Raw genomic sequence first — 19198 nt, 5'->3', positions numbered from 1 at the left:
CTTGCGGCCATAGTTAAGGCACGAACCGGAGGGCCACTGGCATGGAACGACTGATGCGCGTTCTCGGCGCCTTGACCCGCTGGGGGCTGGGCATCAGTGCCTTGCTGGCAGTTCTGGTGGCGCTGTATGTCAGTCTTGGCCGGCAGTTCATCCCGCTGGTGGCCGAGTACCGGGCCGAAGTCGAAGACAAGGCCGAGCAGGCCCTGGGCATGCCGGTGCATATCGGCGCCCTGGAAGGGCACTGGAGCGGCCTGGCGCCGATAGTGCGGGTACGCGACATCCAGGTCGGCGAAGGGCCGAGTGCCCTGCGCCTGGATGGCGTCAAGCTGGTGCCTGACCTCTGGGCCAGTCTGGTTCAGCGCCAGGTGCGCCTGGCTAACCTTGAAGTCGGCGGCCTGCACCTGAGCCTGCGCGAAGATGAAAGCGGCGCCTGGGCCCTGGAAGGGTTGCCGAAAAAAGACGACCAGCCGCTGGACCCCGAACAACTGCTCAAGCAGGTACAGGTTGTGTCCAAAGTCACGGTGGTCGACAGCCAGGTGACCCTGGAGCCGTTCCAGCGCGACCCCATGACCCTCACCTACGTCAGCCTCGGCCTGCAGACGGGCAGCGTGCGTCAGCGCCTGGACGCGCGGGTGACCCTGCCCGATGGCCAGCCGCTGGCGTTGAGCCTGCGCAGCCGCATTCGCCCCAGCCAGTGGCGCGATGGTGAAATCGATGCCTACCTCAGCCTGCCCCAGAGCGACTGGGCGCGCTGGCTGCCGCCGCGCCTGCTGGGCAAGTGGCAGGCTGCCGAACTGCGTGCGGGCGGCGAGTTCTGGGTGAACTGGGGCAAGGGCCAGCTGCAGAGCGCGATGGTTCGCCTCAATGCGCCGGAGCTGCGCGGTAACTACACCGACCGCAAGCCGGTGCAGATCGACAACCTGGCCCTCAATGCCTGGTTCCAGCGAGGCGAAAAGGGCGTTGACGTACTGGTCGACTCGCTGGCCATGAGCCTGGGCAAGACCCGTTGGGAGTCCCACCTGCAGCTCAAGCAGACGGCCGCCACTGAATCGAGCGAAGAAACCTGGCAGATCCAGGCCGACCGCCTCGATCTGACGCCGGTTACCCCGTTGGTCGATGCACTGGCGCCGCTGCCGGAAAAACTCATGGCCGTGGTCGATGGCCTCAAGGTCACCGGCGCCTTGCGCAATGTGCGCCTGGACGTCCGGCCCAAAGCGACCGGTGACCAGCGCTTGAGCTTTGCCGCCAACCTGGAGCGGGTTGGCTTCGACGCCTACCACGGTGCCCCGGCCGCCGGGAATGTCAGCGGCAGCATCAGCGGCGACCTCGGTCAGGGCGAACTGCGCCTGGATACCGATGCCTTCATGCTGCACCTGTACCCGATCTTCGAAAAACCCTGGCACTACCAGAAGGCCAACGCGCGTCTGACCTGGCGCCTGGACCAGGAAGGCTTCACCCTGATTGCACCGTATCTCAAGGTGCTGGGCGAAGAGGGCAAGATCGCTGGCGACTTCCTGATTCGCCTGCTGTTCGATGAAACCCGCGAAGACTACATGGACCTGCGCGTCGGCCTGGTCGAGGGTGATGGTCGTTACACCGCCAAGTACCTGCCCGAGGTGCTCAGCCCGGCGCTGGATGAGTGGCTGCGCACGGCAATCCTCAAAGGCGCGGTCGATGAAGGTTATTTCCAGTACCAGGGTTCGCTCAATCATGGTGCCGCGGAGCAGGCCCGCAGTATCAGCCTGTTCTTCAAGGTCCACGATGCCGCACTGGATTTCCAGCCGGGCTGGCCGCAGGTGCAGAAAGTCACGGGTGATGTCTTCATCGACGACGATGGCGTACGCATCAAGGCGCAAAGCGGGCAGTTGCTCAATACCCAGGTGCGTAACGTGGCGGTCAACATTCCCCATGTTGCGGCCGGTGAACACAATCACCTGTATCTGGACGGCGAATTCGACGGCGGGCTCGGTGACGGCCTGAAAATCCTCCAGGATGCGCCTATCGGTACCGGGCAGATTTTCGCCGGCTGGGAAGGCGAGGGCAGCCTCAAGGGCAAGTTGAAGCTGGATATCCCCTTGGCCAAAGGCCAGCAACCGAAGATCGTGGTCGACTTCGATACCCGCGACGCACGGCTGAAGATCGCCTCGCCCGCCCTGGAGTTGCACCAGCTCAAGGGCGACTTCCGCTTTGACTTCGACAAGGGCCTGAGTGGCGAGAACATCAGTGCGCGGGCCTTCGACAAGCCGATGACCGCGCAAATCTTTGCCGAAGGCAAGCCTGGTCAGTTACAGACACGGGTCAACGCCAAAGGTCAGATGCCCCTCAAGGCACTGACTGACTGGCTGCAGCTCAAGCAAACCTTGCCGCTGTCCGGCGAATTGCCTTATCAGTTGCAGGTGAGCCTGGGCAGTCGCGACAACCAGCTGACGGTCGATTCCAGCCTCAAGGGCCTGGCGGTGGACTTGCCCGCGCCTTTCGGCAAGGCCGCCAACGAAACTCGCAACAGCCAGTTCAGCATGAGCCTGCAGGGGCCGGAGCGGCGGTTCAATGTCACTTACGCCGATGTCGCCAAGGCTATCTATGCGGCGCCCATGGACAAGCTCGACCAGGGTCGCGGCGAATTGCTCTTCGGCGCCGGGACCGCCCAGTTGCCACCGGGCCAGGGCCTGCGGGTGCGTGGTCGTCTGGCAGAGCTGGACCTGGAACCCTGGCAGAAACAGCTTGATCGCGTTGCCGGTAACGACCCCGGTGGCAGCGCCAAGCAGATGCTGCGCGGCGTCGACCTGAGCATCGGCCAGCTCAAGGGCTTTGGCCTGAACCTGGCCCAGGCGGTGGTGCGTGTGGACCGCGGCGGCAACCTGTGGGCCGTGCGCCTGGACAGCAAGGAAGTCATCGGCAACGCACGCATCCCTGATGCCAAGGGCGCGCCGATGGTGATCAACCTGCAGACCATTCACTTGCCGGCTGCCGACCCTGCTGAAACTACTTCCGATGATGGCCCGGACCCGATGGCCAGCATCGATCCGCGCAAGATTCCGGCCGTTGATCTATCGATCGACAAGCTGTTCCGCGGTGACGACCCGCTCGGCAGCTGGGCGGTAAAAGTCCGCCCGACCGCCAAGGGCATCGCCCTCAATGACCTGGACGTCAACGTCAAAGGCCTGCAGATCGACGGTAACGGCGGTTGGGAAGGCGTCCCGGGAGCCAGCAGCAGTTGGTACAAGGGCCGCCTGGAAGGCAAGAACCTGGCGGACATCCTCAAGGCCTTCAACTTCGCGCCGACGGTTACCAGCCGAGATTTTCGCCTGGATGTCGATGGTCGCTGGCCCGGCTCACCGGCCTGGGTCGGTCTCAAGCGTTTCTCCGGTAGCCTCGATGCCGCCTTGCGCAAGGGCCAGTTCGTTGAAGTCGAAGGCGGTGCCCAGGCCCTGCGGGTGTTCGGCCTGCTCAATTTCAACTCGATTGGCCGGCGCCTGCGCCTGGACTTTTCCGACTTGCTCGACAAAGGCCTGAGCTACGACCGGGTCAAGGGCCTGCTGGTGGCCAGTGAGGGGGTCTATGTGACCCGTGAACCGATCACCGTGACCGGCCCCTCGAGCAATCTTGAACTGGACGGTACCCTGGACATGGTCCGCGACCGGGTCGATGCCAACCTGCTGGTCACCTTGCCGGTGACCAACAACCTGCCGATTGCCGCGCTGATTGTCGGAGCGCCGGCCATCGGCGGGGCGCTGTTCCTGGTCGACCGGCTGCTCGGTGATCGGGTGGCGCGTTACGCCAGTGTGCATTATCGCGTCGAGGGGCCGTGGAAAGAGCCTAAGATTAGCTTTATCAAACCCTTCGAAAAATCGCGCTAGGAGCCGGCATGAAGTCAGCGGTTATCCAGATGGTCAGCCAGAGCGACGTTCTGGCCAACCTGGAACGAGCCCGGCACCTGCTCGAGCAGGCGGCCGCAGGTGGCGCGCGGCTTGCCGTGCTGCCGGAGAACTTCGCCGCCATGGGCCGGCGTGACAGCGCTGCAATCGGCCGTGCCGAAGCCCTGGGCGAAGGCCCGATCCTGCCCTGGTTGAAACAGGCAGCTCGCGACCTCAAGTTATGGATAGTGGCGGGTACCTTGCCGTTGCCGCCGGTCGGCCAGGCCGAGGCCAAGTCCCATGCCTGTTCCTTGCTGATCGATGAGCACGGCGAGCAGGTGGCGCGCTACGACAAGCTGCACTTGTTCGATGTCGATGTGGCCGATAACCGCGGTCGCTATCGCGAATCCGATGACTATGCCCATGGCGGGCAGGTGGTGGTCGCCGATACCCCGGTGGGACGCCTGGGCCTGAGCGTCTGCTATGACCTGCGCTTCCCCGAGCTGTACAGCGCGTTGCGCGAGGCCGGGGCCGAATTGATCAGTGCACCGTCGGCCTTCACCGCCGTGACGGGTGCCGCGCACTGGGAAGTGCTGATCAGGGCGCGGGCCATCGAAACCCAATGTTATGTCCTGGCCGCGGCCCAGGGCGGAACCCACCCGGGGCCGCGGGAAACCTATGGCCATGCGGCGATCGTCGACCCCTGGGGGCGCATCGTCGCCGAACAGGCAAGTGGCGAAGCCGTGCTGCTGAGCGAACGCGACAGCAGCGAACAAGCGTCCATCCGGGCGCGGATGCCGGTGACCTTGCACCGGCGCTTTTTCTCGCAGGACGCTTTGCGGCCTGCGCACACCTCGGAGTGACTATGAGCGAGATGTTATCCACTGTCAGCGAACACCTGCTGGCGCCGGGCGGCCTGACCCTCGACAGCCTGCAGTCGGTGCTGGGCGAGCTGGCCGGGCCAGGCATCGATGCCGCCGACCTGTACTTCCAGGGGCAGATTTCCGAATCCTGGGCGCTGGAAGACGGCATCGTCAAAGAAGGCAGCTTCAATCTTGACCAAGGCGTGGGCGTGCGTGCCCAGTCCGGCGAGAAGACCGGCTTTGCCTACAGTAACGCCATCAACCTTGAAGCCCTGACCTCGGCGGCCCGCGCGGCCCGTTCGATTTCCCGTGCCGGGCAGAACGGCAGCGTGCAGGCGTTCAACAGCCAGGACGTTACCCAGCTGTATGGCACCGACAACCCGCTTGAGGTGATCAGCCGCGCCGAAAAGGTCGAGCTGCTCAAGCGCGTCGACGCCGCCACGCGCAAGCTCGATCCACGTATCCAGCAAGTCACCGTGAGCATGGCCGGGGTCTGGGAGCGCATTCTGGTCGCCGCCGCCGATGGCAGCCTGGCGGCCGACATTCGCCCGCTGGTGCGCTTCAACGTCAGTGTCATCGTTGAGCAGAACGGTCGCCGCGAACGTGGCGGTCATGGTGGTGGCGGGCGCACCGATTACCGCTATTTCACCGACGAACGGGTCATGGGCTTTGCCCGTGAGGCCTTGCGTCAGGCACTGGTCAACCTCGAAGCCATTCCGGCGCCGGCCGGTACCCTGCCGGTGGTGCTCGGTTCGGGCTGGTCCGGGGTGTTGCTGCACGAGGCGGTGGGCCATGGCCTGGAAGGCGACTTCAACCGCAAGGGCAGCTCGGCCTACAGCGGCCACATGGGCGAAAAGGTCGCCTCGAGCCTGTGCACCATTGTCGATGACGGTACCCTGGAAGGCCGCCGTGGTTCGCTGAGCGTCGATGACGAAGGTACGCCGACCGAGTGCACCACGCTGATCGAGAACGGCATTCTCAAGGGCTACATGCAGGATAAGCTCAATGCCCGCCTGATGGGCATGGCCCGCACTGGCAACGGCCGCCGCGAATCCTACGCGCACCTGCCGATGCCGCGCATGACCAACACCTACATGCGTGCCGGCGACAGCGCCCCGGCAGAAATCATCGCTTCGGTGAAAAAGGGCATCTACTGCGCCAACCTCGGCGGTGGCCAGGTGGACATCACCAGCGGCAAGTTCGTGTTCTCTACCAGCGAGGCGTACCTGATCGAAGACGGCAAGATCACCGCCCCGGTCAAAGGCGCAACCCTGATCGGCAACGGGCCGGAAGCCATGAGCCGGGTATCGATGGTCGGCAACGACCTGTCACTGGACAGCGGTGTCGGTACTTGTGGCAAGGATGGGCAATCGGTGCCGGTGGGCGTTGGCCAGCCGACCCTGAAGATCGATGCGATCACCGTCGGTGGCACGGGCGCATGAAGATGAAACCGGGCAGGCAGGGCGCCTGCCCGTGTGCGGGGCTCAACGCAGGCCGCGTTGGACCTCGTCGAGTTCGCGGATGTACTTGAAGATCTTGCGGCTCGCGCTTGGCGCCTTGTTGCGCGCAAGCTCGTGCTGGGCCTGGCGGATCAGCGAGCGTAGCTGCTGGCGATCGGCTTCCGGAAACTCCTGGACGAACTTCTCCAGGACTTCGTCGGTACCGTCGATCAGCCGGTCGCGCCAGCGTTCGAGGTTGTGGAACCGCTCGTTGTACTGGCGCGAGGATGCGTCGAGCTGGTCAAGCAGGGCATTGATCGCGTCGATGTCCTGGTCGCGCATCAGCTTGCCGATGAACGACTTGTGACGCCGCTTGGCCTCGTTCGCGGTGTGCCGCTTGTGTTCTTCCAGAGCCGCGCGCAGTTCGTCGGTCAACGGCAGTTTGGCCAGGGTGTCGGGCTTGAGCGTGGTGAGGCGCTCGCCCATGTCGACCAGCGCCTGCATCTCGCGCTTGATCTGGGTTTTGCTTTTTTCGCCGTCAAAGGCGGTGTCGTAAGAATCAACCATGGGGGCAGTCCGCTGAGAATCGCCGCCATGATAACCAGTCGGGGGCCGCTTGTCCGGTCCGGTCGTAGATTGACCCGTGCCGAACGCAGAATTTGAGTGGAGAAAACCATGAGTGCAGTCCAGAGCGTAGGTCCGCAGGCCCTGCCGGCGTTGCAGGAACAGGTCGAACAGATCATCGCCGAAGCCAGGCGCCAGGGGGCCAGTGCCTGTGAAGTGGCGGTATCGCTGGAGCAGGGGCTGTCGACCTCGGTGCGCCAGCGCGAAGTCGAGACCGTCGAGTTCAACCGCGACCAGGGCTTTGGTATCACCCTGTACGTGGGGCAGCGCAAGGGCTCGGCGAGCACTTCGGCCAGCGGCAGCGAGGCGATCCGGGAAACCGTTGCCGCGGCCCTGGCGATTGCCAGGCACACCTCCGAAGACGAGTGCGCCGGGCTTGCCGACCCGGCGCTGATGGCCCGTGAACAGCCGGATTTCGACCTGTATCACGCCTGGGACATCACCCCCGAGCAGGCCATCGAAAAGGCCCTGGAGTGCGAGGCTGCGGCGTTCGACACCGATGCGCGGATCAAGAACGCCGACGGCACCACCCTCAACACTCACCAGGGCTGCCGCGTCTATGGCAACAGCCATGGCTTCATCGGCGGCTACGCCTCGACCCGGCACAGCCTGAGCTGCGTGATGATCGCCGAAGCCGACGGGCAGATGCAGCGCGACTACTGGTATGACGTCAACCGCCAGGGCGAATTGCTGGCTGACCCGCGCAGCATCGGTATACGCGCCGCGCAACGGGCGGCGAGCCGCCTGGGCGCACGCCCGGTGCCGACCTGTGAAGTGCCGGTGCTGTTCTCGGCCGAGCTGGCGGGCGGGTTGTTCGGCAGCTTCCTCTCGGCGATTTCCGGCGGCAACCTGTACCGCAAGTCATCGTTCCTCGACGGCGCCATGGGCCAGCGCCTGTTCCCTTCCTGGTTGACCCTGGACGAGCGTCCGCACCTGCAAAGGGCGCTGGCCAGTGCTGCGTTCGACGGTGACGGCCTGGCGACCTACGCCAAACCGTTCGTTGAAAATGGCCAGCTGGTGTCCTACGTACTGGGTACCTATTCCGGGCGCAAGCTCGGCTTGCCGAGTACTGCCAACGCCGGTGGCGTGCATAACCTGTTTGTTACCCATGGTGTAGAAGACCAGCCTGCCTTGCTGCGGCGCATGGGCCGTGGCCTGTTGGTCACCGAGCTGATGGGCCATGGCCTGAACATGGTGACTGGCGACTATTCCCGTGGTGCCGCAGGTTACTGGGTAGAAAACGGCGAGATTCAGTTCGCCGTTCAAGAAGTGACGATCGCCGGCAATATGAAGGATATGTTCCAGCAAATCGTCGCGATTGGTAATGATCTGGAAACCCGCAGCAATATCCACACAGGCTCCGTGTTGATCGAGCGGATGACCGTAGCGGGCAGTTAAGCCCCTACCGGCCTCATCGCTGGCAAGCCAGCTCCCACAATGGTTCGATGTAAGCTGGACCTGTGGGAGCTGGACTTGCCAGTGATCGAGCGCGCAGAGCCCGTTCCTACATCCCCTCCAAAAGCCCGGCCATGTGTCGGGCTTTTTGTTTTTCTTTTTTCATTTCCTTGAACTGATTCTGATTATCACTTAATAATGAATATCATTATCTAGGCGATGATGTTCATGAAACCAGTCCTCCACGAATTGCCCTACCTGGAAAACTGGCGCTGGCTGAGCCGGCGCATTCGCTGTGCCCTTGACCCGGACGAGCCGCGGCTGATCGAACACTACCTCACCGAAGGCCGCTATCTGGTGTGTTGCACCGATACCAGCGCCTGGACCGTCGCCTTGACCTCTTTCCGCCTGCTGCTGGATACCGCCTGCGATCGCGCGCTGCCCTGGCATTGGCGCTGCCTGTGCCTGGACCAGGCCTGGCGACCGCTGCTGGAACTGCGCAACCTCGACCGTCGCGAACACAACCAGCGCTGGCAGCCCTTCGCCCTGCAACTGGCGAACTGCGTGCTGCTGCCTTCGATTTCCTACGATGAACTGATGCAAGGACTTGATGATGAGTAATACCCGTATCGAGCGCGACAGCATGGGTGAACTGCTGGTGCCGACCGAGGCCCTGTATGGCGCTCAGACCCAGCGCGCGGTGAACAACTTCCCGATCAGCCAGCAACGCATGCCGACCCAGTTCATCCGCGCGCTGCTGCTGGCCAAGGCTGCCGCGGCCAAGGCCAATATCGAGCTCAAGCAGCTGGACCAGGCCCGTGGCGAGGCGATCGTCAACGCCGTGGAGCAACTGCTGGCGGGCGATTTCATGCAGCACTTCCCGGTGGATATCTTCCAGACCGGTTCCGGGACCAGCTCGAACATGAACGCCAACGAGGTGATCGCCACCCTGGCCAGCCGCGTGCTGGGCGACACGGTCAACCCCAACGATCACGTCAACTGCGGGCAAAGCAGCAACGACATCATTCCCACCACCATTCATGTCAGTGCCGCCCTGGCGTTGCACGAGCAGCTGCTGCCGGCGCTGAACCACCTGGTCAAGGTGATCGACGCCAAGGCCGAGCAGGTGCATCCGTTCATCAAGACCGGCCGCACCCACCTGATGGACGCCATGCCGGTGCGCATGAGCCAGGTATTGGGTGGTTGGGCGGCGCAGATCAAGGCGGCCATCGGCCATCTACAGGCCACCCTGCCAAGCCTGCAGGCGCTGGCCCAGGGCGGCACTGCCGTAGGTACTGGCATCAATGCCCACCCTGAATTCGCCACGCGCTTCAGCCAGCAACTGACCGCGCTGACCCGCGTCGAATTTGTCCCGGGGCAGAACCTGTTCGCCCTGATCGGCTCGCAGGACACCGCCGTGGCGGTGTCCGGTCAGCTCAAGACCGCCGCCGTGGCGCTGATGAAGATCGCCAACGACCTGCGCTGGATGAACTCCGGGCCGCTGGCAGGCCTTGGCGAAATCGAGCTCGAAGGGTTGCAGCCGGGCTCCTCGATCATGCCGGGCAAGGTCAATCCGGTGATTCCGGAAGCGACCGCCATGGTTGCCGCGCAGGTTATCGGCAACGACGCAACCATCGCCGTGGCCGGGCAGTCGGGCAACTTCGAGCTCAACGTGATGCTGCCGATCATCGCCCAGAACCTGCTCAGCAGTATCGAGCTGATGGCCAATGCCAGCCGTTTGCTGGCCGACAAGGCGATTGCCAGCTTCAAGGTCAATGAGCCCAAGCTCAAGGAAGCGTTGGCGCGCAACCCGATCCTGGTGACCGCGCTGAACCCGATCATCGGCTACCAGAAGGCTGCCGAGATCGCCAAGACCGCCTACAAGCAGGGACGCCCGATCATTGACGTGGCCCTGGAACATACCGACCTGCCGCGCAGCCAGCTTGAAGCGCTGCTCGACCCGGAAAAGCTCACCGCTGGCGGGATCTGAGCCGGTCCACCGCTCTGGAGGTTTGCCATGCAGCACTGGAAACGCACCACCGAAATTGCCAACCGCCTGTTCGAACAGGGCGAGCTGGTCGACGCCCGCGAGTTGTATCTGCAGGCCCTGGCGCTTGCCCAGGTGTTGTTCGAGCGCTGGCATGACGCCGACGAAGCGGTGGCCGTTTGTGTCATCGCTCACCACAACCTGGCCGACCTGCACCTGCGCCTGAATCAGCCGCAGGAAAGCGCCGAGTACCTCTGCGCCATTCATCAGCGGCTGTTACAGACCGCCCAGGATCCGCGCATGGCGCCGATGCTGCGCACAGCTGCGCTGCGCCACAGCAGCAAGACCTACACCGAGTTGTTGAGCTTCATCGGCGAGTACGGCCAGTACCCGCGTACCGAACGCCTGCTCTACCGGCACGAGCCGCAGCCGGCCCTGCATGCCGGCCAGGAAAGCGCCGGGCCTTCACCCCTACAATATGGAATCCAGTGAAATGCCTTACACCTTGCCTGCATTGCCCTACGCCTACGATGCGCTGGAACCGCACATCGATACTCAGACCATGCAGATTCACCACAGCAAGCACCACCAGACCTATATCAACAACCTCAATGCGGCGGTAGAAGGCAGCGAGTATGCCGAGTGGCCGGTGGAAAAACTGGTCGCCAGCGTCAGGCAGTTGCCGGAGAAGTTGCAGAACGCAGTGATTAACCAGGGCGGCGGCCACGCCAACCATTCGCTGTTCTGGAGGGTGATGTCGCCCAAGGGCGGGGGCTTGCCACAAGGCGCCGTGGCCAAGGCCATCGAGGAGCAATTGGGTGGTTTCGACGCCTTCAAGGACGCTTTTACCAAGGCTGCGCTGACCCGTTTCGGCAGCGGCTGGGCCTGGTTGAGCGTGACCCCGGCCAAGACCCTGGTGGTCGAAAGCAGTGGTAACCAGGACAGCCCGCTGATGAACGGCAACACGCCGATACTCGGCCTGGACGTCTGGGAGCATGCTTACTACCTGCTGTACCAGAACCGCCGTCCGGAATACATCAACGCGTTCTACAACGTGATCGACTGGTCCGAGGTAGAGCGTCGTTACGCAGCCGCGCTTGTGTGAGTCGCGCTGGTATGCGTTCGGATGTGATGTCCATTGCCGGAGTGCGGCTGTTTCGCCTGGCGCTCGGTACCCTGTTGTTGCTGGTCGGCTTCGCGCTGCTGGTGGCTCAGGGTATCGCCTGGCTTGATCTTGAGCCGCGCATGTTGCGGGCACTTGAAGGCGGTGCGCTGTGCGCCCTGGGCACTGCCCTGGGCGCCGTGCCGGTGCTGGTGATCCGCAACATGCCGGTGGCGCTCGCCGATACCCTGCTGGGCTTCGGGGCCGGGGTAATGCTGGCAGCCACGGCTTTCTCGCTGATCATTCCCGGGCTGGATGCCGCCCAGGCCATTGGCCTGGGTAAATGGGGTGCGGGTGGGTTGGTCAGCTTCGGCTTGTTGTTCGGGGCCTTCTGTCTGTACCTGGTGGACCTGAAGGTCTCCGGCGCTTCACCGGAGGCGCTGGTCGGCACTGCCCAGCAGCCGGTGATCGCCGCGCGGATCTGGGTGTTCGTCATCGCCATCATTGCCCATAACATTCCGGAAGGGATGGCCATTGGCGTGTCTGCCGGCGGCGGCATGCCTGATGCCGACAGCCTGGCCATGGGTATCGCCTTGCAGGATGTGCCCGAAGGCCTGGTCATCGCCCTGGTGCTGGCAGGGGCGGGGATGGCCCGCTTCAAGGCGTTTCTGATCGGTGCGGCTTCAGGTCTGGTCGAGCCGCTGGCGGCGGTGGTGTGCGCCTGGCTGGTTAGCGTGGCGGAGCTGTTGCTGCCATTGGGGCTGGCTTGCGCGGCGGGTGCGATGTTGCTGGTGGTGACCCAGGAAATCATTCCGGAATCACGCAGCAATGGCCATCACCGGCTGGCCAGTCTTGGCCTGTGCATCGGCTTCTGCCTGATGATGGTGATGGATACGGCGCTTTCGTGAGAAAACGGGGGCGGTTACTCGCCCTCGTCGAAGTAATTGTTGATCAGCTCGATCAGGGCCTTGAGTGCATCATCGTCCTGTTCGCCCTCTGTGTGCAGATGAATGGCGGTGCCTTTACCGGCCGCCAGCATCATGACCGCCATGATGCTCTTGCCATCGACCAATGATTCCGGGGCTCGGCCAACGCGAACCTGGCAGGGGAACCTGCCAGCGACTCCAACGAACTTTGCCGCCGCCCGGGCGTGCAGCCCCAGCTTGTTGATGATGGTGATTTCTTTTGCGGGCATCGAGGCGCTGGTCCTGTGGGCTAGAGGTCGCGGTGGCGGACCTGGACGTTCTTTAACGATTGTTGCAGTAACTGGCCCAGGCGCTCGGTCAGGTACACCGAACGGTGGTGGCCGCCAGTGCAGCCAATGGCAATGGTGACATAAGCACGGTTGCTGGCGGCAAAGCGTGGCAACCATTTGAGCAGGTAGCTGGAGATGTCCTGGAACATGTCCTCGACATCCGGCTGCGCTGCCAGGTAATCGATTACCGGTTGCTCGAGGCCCGAATGGTCACGTAGTTCCGGCTTCCAGTAGGGGTTGGGCAGGCAACGCACATCGAACACCAGGTCGGCGTCTACCGGCATGCCCCGCTTGAAGCCGAAGGACTCGACCAGGAATGCCGTGCCTGGCTCCGGCTGGTTGAGCAGGCGCAACTTGATCGAATCACGCAGCTGATACAGGTTCAGGTTGGTGGTGTCGATTTTCAGGTCGGCGAGGTCAGCGATCGGCCCGAGCAGTTCACTTTCGACCTCGATCGCTTCGGCCAGCGAGCGTTCGTTGTTGGTTAGCGGGTGGCGGCGGCGGGTTTCCGAGAAGCGTTTGAGCAGGGTTTCTTCATCGGCATCCAGGTACAACACGTCACACTGGATGTGCCGGCTACGGGCGTCCTCAAGCAACTCGGGAAAGCGCGAGAGGTGGCTGGGCAGGTTGCGCGCGTCAATCGATACGGCCACTTTGGGCTGCATCAATTCAGTGTTGATCAGGGCGCTTTCGGCCAACTGCGGCAGCAAGCCCGCCGGCAGGTTGTCGATGCAGTAGTAACCGTTGTCCTCAAGTACATCGAGGGCGGTGCTCTTGCCGGAGCCGGACCGGCCGCTAACGATGATCAAGCGCATGTTCAGTGCCCGTTTTGTACGTCCAGCACGACCTGGTACAAGGATTCGTTACTGGTGGCCGCACGCAGTTTTTCGCGTACGTCCTTGCTATCGAGCATGCTGGCGATCTGGCGCAGCAGCTCCAGGTGCGCATCGGTAGCCGCTTCCGGGACCAGCAGTACGAACAGCAGGTCGACCGGAGCGCCATCGATGGCGTCGAAATCGATAGGGGCGTCAAGGTGCAACAGTGCGCTGACCGGCGATTCGCAGCCCTTGAGGCGGCAATGCGGAATGGCAATGCCGTTGCCGAAGCCGGTAGAGCCCAGTTTTTCCCGGGCGATCAGGGCTTCGTACACGTCCTGGGTGTCCAGCTCGGGCACTTGTTTGCCGATCAGATTGGCGATCTGTTCGAGCGCACGCTTTTTACTGCCGCCCGGCACGTTCACAAGGGAACGGCCGGGGGTCAGGATGGTTTCAAGTCGGATCATGGATGAGGGGGATCAGCGGGCCGCTGCACCTTGCAGCAGGCTTTGCTGTTTTTCCTTGTGTTTTTTCAGTTGGCGGTCGAGCTTGTCAGTCAAGGCATCGATCGCTGCATACATGTCTTGGTGTTCGGCATTTGCAACCACTTCGCCGCCGGGAATGAACAGCGTTGCTTCAATCTTCTGCTGCAACTTCTCGACCTTCATGATTACCGTCACATTGGTAATCTTGTCGAAATGCCCCTCCAGCCGTTTCAATTTTTGCTCGACGTACTCACGCAGGGGCTGAGTAACTTCTACATGCTGTCCACTGATATTGACTTGCATACAGCTTCTCCTTTGTTGCCGGTGCATAAGAGGCAGGTGTTGCGCCTGCCACTGAACTGCGGTGGCACACCTCAGGAGCCGTTACATCAATCGCTTGCGCTCGCTCGACGGTGCAATGCCGAGGGACTCGCGGTACTTGGCGACGGTGCGACGTGCTACCTGGATGCCTTGTGCCTCCAGTAAACCAGCGATCTTGCTGTCACTCAATGGCTTTTTCTGATTTTCCGCTGCAACAAGTTTTTTGATGATCGCGCGGATCGCCGTGGACGAGCATTCGCCGCCTTCGGAGGTGCTGACGTGGCTGGAGAAAAAGTACTTCAGCTCGTAAATACCGCGGGGCGTGTGCATGTATTTTTGCGTGGTCACCCGGGAAATCGTCGACTCGTGCATGCCCACCGCTTCGGCGATATCGTGCAACACCAGCGGTTTCATCGCTTCGTCGCCATGATCGAGGAAGCCACGCTGGTGCTCGACGATCTGGGTGGCGACCTTCATCAGGGTCTCGTTGCGGCTTTGCAGGCTCTTGATGAACCAGCGCGCTTCCTGCAGCTGGTTGCGCATGAAGGTGTTGTCGGCGCTGGTGTCGGCGCGGCGAACGAAGCCGGCGTACTGCGGGTTGACCCGCAGGCGGGGGACCGCCTCCTGGTTGAGCTCGACCAGCCAGCGTTCGTTGTCCTTGCGCACGATCACGTCCGGCACCACGTATTCGGCTTCGCTCGACTCGATTTGCGAGCCGGGGCGCGGGTTGAGGCTCTGTACCAGCTCGATGACCTGGCGCAGTTCGTCTTCCTTGAGCTTCATGCGGCGCATCAGCTGGCTGTAGTCACGGCCACCGAGCAGGTCGATGTAGTCGCTGACCAGGCGCTGGGCTTCGGCCATCCACGGCGTGCGCGGCGGCAGCTGGCGCAGTTGCAGCAACAGGCACTCGCTGAGGTTGCGCGCGCCGATGCCGGCCGGTTCGAACTGTTGAATACGGTGCAGCACGGCCTCGACTTCATCCAGCTCGATGTCGAGCTCGGGGTCGAAGGAATCACAGACTTCTTCCAGGGTTTCGTCGAGGTAGCCCTGGTTATTGATGCAGTCGATCAACGTCACGGCGATCAGCCGGTCGGTGTCGGACATCGGAGCCAGGTTCAGTTGCCAGAGCAGATGGCTTTGCAGGCTCTCGCCAACGGAGGTGCGGGTGGTGAAGTCCCACTCGTCATCGTCGTTGCTGGGCAGGCTGCTGGCGCTGGTCTGGTAGATGTCTTCCCAGGCGGTGTCGACCGGCAGCTCGTTGGGGATGCGTTCGTTCCACTCGCCTTCTTCGAGGTTGTCCACCGTCGGGGCGGTCTCCTGGAAGCTGGTTTCCTGAACTTCGGCGACGGGTTTGCTCTCGGCGTTGTCGGCCATCGGGTCGCTGTTGTCGAAGTCGTCGCCATCTTCCTGGCGCTCGAGCATCGGGTTTGATTCCAGCGCTTCCTGGATTTCCTGCTGGAGGTCCAGGGTAGAAAGCTGGAGCAGACGTATGGCCTGTTGCAACTGCGGGGTCATCGTCAGTTGCTGGCCCATTCTTAGGACGAGCGATGGTTTCATGGCAGGGGCTTAACACCTTATTTGCCGGCGCACATGCGCCATCCACTACAAGGGCACCGAAGCGCCAACTTTAAGCAAATTATATGCCTGAAATTGCAGCGTTTGCCTAGAGCGCCGTAACAATTAAGCCATGAACTGGCTTGATCGAGAGCGCTCTGGCAGCGCCTTACACCTTGAGCCTACAGGCGGAACTCATGGCCGAGGTAAACCTCTTTGACCAGATCGTTGGCCAGGATGGTTTCTGCATCGCCTTCGGCGATCAGTTGGCCATCGTTGACGATGTAAGCGGTTTCGCAGATATCCAGGGTCTCACGGACGTTGTGGTCGGTGATCAGAACGCCAATGCCCTTGGCCTTCAGGTGGTGGATGATCTGCTTGATGTCGCCGACCGAGATCGGGTCGACACCGGCAAAGGGTTCGTCGAGCAGAATGAACTTGGGCGCGGTGGCCAGGGCGCGGGCAATCTCGACGCGGCGGCGTTCGCCACCGGAGAGGCTCATGCCGAGGTTGTCGCGGATGTGGCTGATGTGGAATTCCTGCAGCAGGCTTTCCAGCTCTTTGCGCCGGCCATCGCGGTCCAGGTCCTTGCGGGTTTCGAGGATCGCCATGATGTTGTCGGCCACCGACAGCTTGCGGAAGATCGAGGCTTCCTGCGGCAGATAGCCAATGCCGGCGCGGGCGCGGCCGTGCATGGGCTGGTGGCTGACATCGAGGTCGTCGATCAGGACGCGGCCCTGATCGGCCTGGACCAGGCCGACGATCATGTAGAAACAGGTGGTCTTGCCGGCGCCGTTGGGGCCGAGCAGGCCGACGATCTGGCCGCTGTCGATCGACAGGCTGACGTCGCGAACCACTTGGCGGCTCTTGTAGCTCTTGGCCAGGTGCTGGGCTTTGAGGGTTGCCATTTACTCGGCCTTCTTCTTCGGCTGGATCACCATGTCGATGCGCGGACGCGACTCGGTGACTTTGCCACCGCGACCGGCGGTAGCGATCTGTTTCACCGTGTCGTAGACGATCTTCTCGCCTTCGGTGGTGTTGCCTTCGTTGATCACTTTGGCGCGGTCGATCAGGACGATGCGGTTTTGCGGCGCATTGTACTGGATGGTCTTGCCATAGCCTTGCATCTTGTCTGGCTTGGCCGCGCTCTGCTGCTGTTCGAAGTAGGCCAGGTTGCCCACCGAGGTCACCACGTCGATGTCGCCACCGGCAGTGCGGGTGATGGTCACGGTGTTGCCTTTGATCATCATCGAACCCTGGGTGATGATCACGTCACCGGTGTAGGTGGCGACGCCTTGTTTGTCATCCAGTTGAGCATGGTCAGCCTGGATACGGATCGGCTGGTCACGGTCGGTCGGCAGGGCCCAGGCGCTCGCGCTTCCCAGTGCTGCGCTCAGGCTGAGCAAAAAGGGGAGGGTTTTAACGAGCCTCATACTGTCCTCTTACGTTGGACAGCAGGTCCATCCTGCCGTCTTTCAAATACGCTTTCATTCCATTGCCCGTAGTTACGCCACCGGCGCCGTCGATTCTAACGGCTTGCTCGGTTTGCGCATATTGCTTCTGCGGGAATACCGTCATGCGGCTGGTGGTAATGATCATGGTGCGGTTTTTTTCATCGGTGCGGGCAACCCGTACCGAATCGATCAATTCGACTTCGCTGCCATCGGGGTTGACCTCGCCGCGCTCGCTCTGCACGTGCCACGGGTAGGTGGTGCCGCGGTACATCTGCAGGTCAGGCGTGGTCAGCAGGGTGACTTCGCTGACCTTGAGGTGTTCGACCTTGTCGGCGGTCATCTCGTACTGCATCTTGCCGTCGGGCAGGAACTGCACGCTATGGGCATTGATCGCGTAGTAGTCGATGGCGCTCTGGTCGGGCGCGGCTACCGGCTTGTTGTCGAGAAAGCTCTCGGGGCTGATGTTCCAGTAGCCAACCGCCACCAGCAAGGCGGCAAGCACACTGAACAGCGCAATGTTACGGATTTTCTTACTGAACATGTGTCGCTCTACAGGTAGTGGGCATTGGCCGCGTCCAGGTTGCCCTGGGCTTGCAGGATCAGTTCGCAGAACTCGCGGGCTGCGCCTTCGCCACCGCGCGCGCGGGTTACGCCATGGGCGTGCTCGCGGACGAAGGTAGCGGCATTGGCCACTGCCATGCCCAGGCCCACCCGGCGGATCACCGGCAGGTCGGGCAGGTCGTCGCCCAGATAGGCGACCTGTTCATAGCTTAGGTTGAGCTGGCCAAGAAGCTCGTCCAGAACCACCAATTTATCTTCGCGCCCCTGATACAGGTGGGGGATGCCGAGGTTCTTTGCCCGGCGCTCGACCACCGGGGTCTTGCGCCCGCTGATGATGGCGGTGGTCACGCCCGAGTTCATGAGCATCTTGATGCCCTGACCGTCGAGGGTGTTGAAGGTCTTGAATTCGCTGCCATCTTCGAGAAAGTACAGGCGTCCGTCGGTGAGTACGCCGTCTACGTCGAAAACCGCCAGTTTGATGGCCTTGCCGCGCTGGAGCAGGTCCTGGGTCATTTACATCACTCCCGCACGCAACAGGTCGTGCATGTTCAGGGCGCCGACCGGGCGCTCGTCCTTGTCGATCACCACCAGGGCGCTGATCTTGTGGTCTTCCATGATCTTCAGGGCTTCGGCGGCGAGCATTTCGGCGCGTGCGGTCTTGCCGTGGGCGGTCATGACGTCTTCGATGAGGGTCTTGTGTACGTCGATGTTGCGATCGAGGCTGCGGCGCAGGTCGCCGTCGGTGAAGATCCCGGCCAGCCGTCCGTCGGCTTCAAGCACCACGGTCATACCCAAACCTTTGCGAGACATTTCAAGGAGTGCGTCCTTGAGCAGGGTGCCGCGTTGTACTTGGGGCAGCTCTTCACCCGCGTGCATGACGTTCTCGACTTTCAGCAGCAGTCGTCGGCCCAGGGCGCCGCCTGGGTGCGAGAACGCGAAGTCTTCAGCGGTGAAACCACGGGCTTCGAGCAAGGCGATGGCCAGGGCGTCGCCCAGGACCAGGGCCGCGGTGGTCGAAGACGTCGGTGCCAGGTTCAGCGGGCAGGCCTCCTGGGCAACGCGGGCATCGAGGTTGACTTCGGCGGCCTTGGCCAGCGGCGAGTCGGGGTTGCCGGTGAGGCTGATCAGCTGGATGCCCAGGCGCTTGATCAGCGGCAGCAGGGTAACGATCTCGGCGGTCGAGCCCGAGTTGGACAGGGCCAGGATCACGTCATCACGGGTGATCATGCCCATGTCGCCATGGCTGGCTTCGGCCGGGTGGACGAAAAACGCCGGCGTACCGGTGCTGGCCAGGGTGGCGGCAATTTTGTTGCCGATGTGCCCCGACTTGCCCATGCCGACCACCACTACCCGGCCTTTGCTGGCCAGGATCAGCTCGCATGCCTTGACGAAATCGGCGTCGATGTGGGCCAGCAGGCCCTCAACCGCCTCGAGTTCGAAACGGATGGTGCGCTGCGCGGATTGGATCAGGTCGCTGGATTGGCTCATG

The 19198-nt window shown here is 62.5% G+C and carries 20 protein-coding genes; 9 read left to right on the top strand and 11 right to left on the bottom strand.

The annotated features are described in order from the left end of the window. Positions 1–41: 41 nt before the first annotated feature. Genes CCOS864_RS23275 through tldD form a run of 3 tightly spaced genes read left to right on the top strand, consistent with a single transcriptional unit; the run spans position 42 to position 6159 of the window. Positions 42–3857: a YhdP family protein gene (locus CCOS864_RS23275; RefSeq protein WP_115088597.1), complete on the top strand. Its 3816-nt coding sequence runs from the start codon at positions 42–44 to the stop codon at positions 3855–3857. 8 nt (positions 3858–3865) lie between these two features. Further along, positions 3866–4717, top strand: a complete 852-nt coding sequence (locus tag CCOS864_RS23270; RefSeq protein WP_115088596.1) for a carbon-nitrogen hydrolase family protein — start codon at positions 3866–3868, stop codon at positions 4715–4717. A 2-nt stretch (positions 4718–4719) separates the two neighbouring features. Beyond that, entirely contained in the window at positions 4720–6159 is a 1440-nt protein-coding gene (gene tldD, locus CCOS864_RS23265) for a metalloprotease TldD (protein WP_115088595.1), read from the top strand. Between the two features lie 42 nt (positions 6160–6201). Here tldD and yjgA read toward each other — a convergent pair whose 3' ends face one another. After that, positions 6202–6723 carry a ribosome biogenesis factor YjgA gene (gene yjgA, locus CCOS864_RS23260; RefSeq protein ID WP_115088594.1) on the bottom strand — a complete coding sequence of 174 codons (522 nt, stop codon included), beginning with the start codon at positions 6721–6723 and terminating at the stop codon, positions 6202–6204. Between the two features lie 108 nt (positions 6724–6831). On the opposite strand from yjgA, the gene pmbA reads away from it, so the two are divergent. From pmbA to CCOS864_RS23230, 6 genes are all read left to right on the top strand, one after another. Further along, the gene (gene pmbA / locus CCOS864_RS23255; RefSeq protein ID WP_115088593.1) at positions 6832–8178 is read left to right on the top strand and encodes a metalloprotease PmbA; all 1347 of its coding nucleotides are present in this window, start codon (positions 6832–6834) and stop codon (positions 8176–8178) included. Between the two features lie 216 nt (positions 8179–8394). Then, positions 8395–8796, top strand: coding sequence for a FagA protein (locus CCOS864_RS23250; protein WP_115088592.1), 402 nt, complete (start codon positions 8395–8397; stop codon positions 8794–8796). After that, a complete protein-coding gene (locus CCOS864_RS23245; protein WP_115088591.1) occupies positions 8789–10165 on the top strand; it encodes a class II fumarate hydratase in 1377 nt (458 codons plus the stop codon). Before CCOS864_RS23250 ends, CCOS864_RS23245 begins: the two co-directional genes overlap by 8 nt. 27 nt (positions 10166–10192) lie before the next feature. Further along, a complete protein-coding gene (locus CCOS864_RS23240) occupies positions 10193–10654 on the top strand; it encodes a hypothetical protein (RefSeq protein ID WP_115088590.1) in 462 nt (153 codons plus the stop codon). 1 nt (position 10655) lies between these two features. Then, the gene (locus tag CCOS864_RS23235; protein WP_115088589.1) at positions 10656–11267 is read left to right on the top strand and encodes a superoxide dismutase; all 612 of its coding nucleotides are present in this window, start codon (positions 10656–10658) and stop codon (positions 11265–11267) included. Between the two features lie 11 nt (positions 11268–11278). Next, on the top strand, positions 11279–12172 hold the full coding sequence (locus CCOS864_RS23230) for a ZIP family metal transporter (RefSeq protein WP_115088588.1): 894 nt from the start codon (positions 11279–11281) through the stop codon (positions 12170–12172). 14 nt (positions 12173–12186) lie between these two features. On the opposite strand, the gene CCOS864_RS23225 is transcribed toward CCOS864_RS23230, so the two are convergent. The 10 genes from CCOS864_RS23225 to CCOS864_RS23180 form a co-directional block, all read right to left on the bottom strand. Then, the gene (locus tag CCOS864_RS23225) at positions 12187–12459 is read right to left on the bottom strand and encodes an HPr family phosphocarrier protein (protein ID WP_115088587.1); all 273 of its coding nucleotides are present in this window, start codon (positions 12457–12459) and stop codon (positions 12187–12189) included. 20 nt (positions 12460–12479) lie between these two features. After that, complete coding sequence (gene rapZ, locus CCOS864_RS23220) at positions 12480–13334, bottom strand: RNase adapter RapZ (protein WP_045196339.1); 855 nt, start codon at positions 13332–13334, stop codon at positions 12480–12482. Between the two features lie 2 nt (positions 13335–13336). Further along, on the bottom strand, positions 13337–13801 hold the full coding sequence (gene ptsN, locus CCOS864_RS23215; RefSeq protein ID WP_115088586.1) for a PTS IIA-like nitrogen regulatory protein PtsN: 465 nt from the start codon (positions 13799–13801) through the stop codon (positions 13337–13339). Between the two features lie 12 nt (positions 13802–13813). Further along, on the bottom strand, positions 13814–14122 hold the full coding sequence (hpf, locus tag CCOS864_RS23210) for a ribosome hibernation-promoting factor, HPF/YfiA family (RefSeq protein ID WP_010223385.1): 309 nt from the start codon (positions 14120–14122) through the stop codon (positions 13814–13816). An 81-nt stretch (positions 14123–14203) separates the two neighbouring features. Further along, on the bottom strand, positions 14204–15697 hold the full coding sequence (locus CCOS864_RS23205) for an RNA polymerase factor sigma-54 (protein WP_115088585.1): 1494 nt from the start codon (positions 15695–15697) through the stop codon (positions 14204–14206). A gap of 179 nt (positions 15698–15876) precedes the next feature. Beyond that, on the bottom strand, positions 15877–16602 hold the full coding sequence (gene lptB, locus CCOS864_RS23200; protein WP_038996944.1) for an LPS export ABC transporter ATP-binding protein: 726 nt from the start codon (positions 16600–16602) through the stop codon (positions 15877–15879). Then, positions 16603–17127: a lipopolysaccharide transport periplasmic protein LptA gene (lptA, locus tag CCOS864_RS23195; protein ID WP_010223382.1), complete on the bottom strand. Its 525-nt coding sequence runs from the start codon at positions 17125–17127 to the stop codon at positions 16603–16605. It abuts the gene before it with no gap. Further along, positions 17114–17689, bottom strand: a complete 576-nt coding sequence (lptC, locus tag CCOS864_RS23190) for an LPS export ABC transporter periplasmic protein LptC (RefSeq protein ID WP_115088584.1) — start codon at positions 17687–17689, stop codon at positions 17114–17116. The genes lptA and lptC overlap by 14 nt, the downstream gene beginning before the upstream one ends. 8 nt (positions 17690–17697) lie before the next feature. Next, the gene (locus CCOS864_RS23185; RefSeq protein WP_115088583.1) at positions 17698–18222 is read right to left on the bottom strand and encodes a KdsC family phosphatase; all 525 of its coding nucleotides are present in this window, start codon (positions 18220–18222) and stop codon (positions 17698–17700) included. Then, positions 18223–19197, bottom strand: coding sequence for a KpsF/GutQ family sugar-phosphate isomerase (locus CCOS864_RS23180; protein WP_115088582.1), 975 nt, complete (start codon positions 19195–19197; stop codon positions 18223–18225). Position 19198: the final 1 nt, after the last annotated feature.

Source organism: Pseudomonas wadenswilerensis (assembly GCF_900497695.1).
Lineage (GTDB): Bacteria > Pseudomonadota > Gammaproteobacteria > Pseudomonadales > Pseudomonadaceae > Aquipseudomonas > Aquipseudomonas wadenswilerensis.
This window is presented reverse-complemented; position numbering and strand designations above follow the sequence as displayed.

Coding starts and splice junctions, on each gene's coding strand:
- CCOS864_RS23275 (WP_115088597.1), top strand. CDS start 42: ATGGAACGACTGATGCGCGTTCTCGGCGCCTTGACCCGCTGGGGGCTG.
- CCOS864_RS23270 (WP_115088596.1), top strand. CDS start 3,866: ATGAAGTCAGCGGTTATCCAGATGGTCAGCCAGAGCGACGTTCTGGCC.
- tldD (WP_115088595.1), top strand. CDS start 4,720: ATGAGCGAGATGTTATCCACTGTCAGCGAACACCTGCTGGCGCCGGGC.
- yjgA (WP_115088594.1), bottom strand. CDS start 6,723: ATGGTTGATTCTTACGACACCGCCTTTGACGGCGAAAAAAGCAAAACC.
- pmbA (WP_115088593.1), top strand. CDS start 6,832: ATGAGTGCAGTCCAGAGCGTAGGTCCGCAGGCCCTGCCGGCGTTGCAG.
- CCOS864_RS23250 (WP_115088592.1), top strand. CDS start 8,395: ATGATGTTCATGAAACCAGTCCTCCACGAATTGCCCTACCTGGAAAAC.
- CCOS864_RS23245 (WP_115088591.1), top strand. CDS start 8,789: ATGAGTAATACCCGTATCGAGCGCGACAGCATGGGTGAACTGCTGGTG.
- CCOS864_RS23240 (WP_115088590.1), top strand. CDS start 10,193: ATGCAGCACTGGAAACGCACCACCGAAATTGCCAACCGCCTGTTCGAA.
- CCOS864_RS23235 (WP_115088589.1), top strand. CDS start 10,656: ATGCCTTACACCTTGCCTGCATTGCCCTACGCCTACGATGCGCTGGAA.
- CCOS864_RS23230 (WP_115088588.1), top strand. CDS start 11,279: ATGCGTTCGGATGTGATGTCCATTGCCGGAGTGCGGCTGTTTCGCCTG.
- CCOS864_RS23225 (WP_115088587.1), bottom strand. CDS start 12,459: ATGCCCGCAAAAGAAATCACCATCATCAACAAGCTGGGGCTGCACGCC.
- rapZ (WP_045196339.1), bottom strand. CDS start 13,334: ATGCGCTTGATCATCGTTAGCGGCCGGTCCGGCTCCGGCAAGAGCACC.
- ptsN (WP_115088586.1), bottom strand. CDS start 13,801: ATGATCCGACTTGAAACCATCCTGACCCCCGGCCGTTCCCTTGTGAAC.
- hpf (WP_010223385.1), bottom strand. CDS start 14,122: ATGCAAGTCAATATCAGTGGACAGCATGTAGAAGTTACTCAGCCCCTG.
- CCOS864_RS23205 (WP_115088585.1), bottom strand. CDS start 15,697: ATGAAACCATCGCTCGTCCTAAGAATGGGCCAGCAACTGACGATGACC.
- lptB (WP_038996944.1), bottom strand. CDS start 16,602: ATGGCAACCCTCAAAGCCCAGCACCTGGCCAAGAGCTACAAGAGCCGC.
- lptA (WP_010223382.1), bottom strand. CDS start 17,127: ATGAGGCTCGTTAAAACCCTCCCCTTTTTGCTCAGCCTGAGCGCAGCA.
- lptC (WP_115088584.1), bottom strand. CDS start 17,689: ATGTTCAGTAAGAAAATCCGTAACATTGCGCTGTTCAGTGTGCTTGCC.
- CCOS864_RS23185 (WP_115088583.1), bottom strand. CDS start 18,222: ATGACCCAGGACCTGCTCCAGCGCGGCAAGGCCATCAAACTGGCGGTT.
- CCOS864_RS23180 (WP_115088582.1), bottom strand. CDS start 19,197: ATGAGCCAATCCAGCGACCTGATCCAATCCGCGCAGCGCACCATCCGT.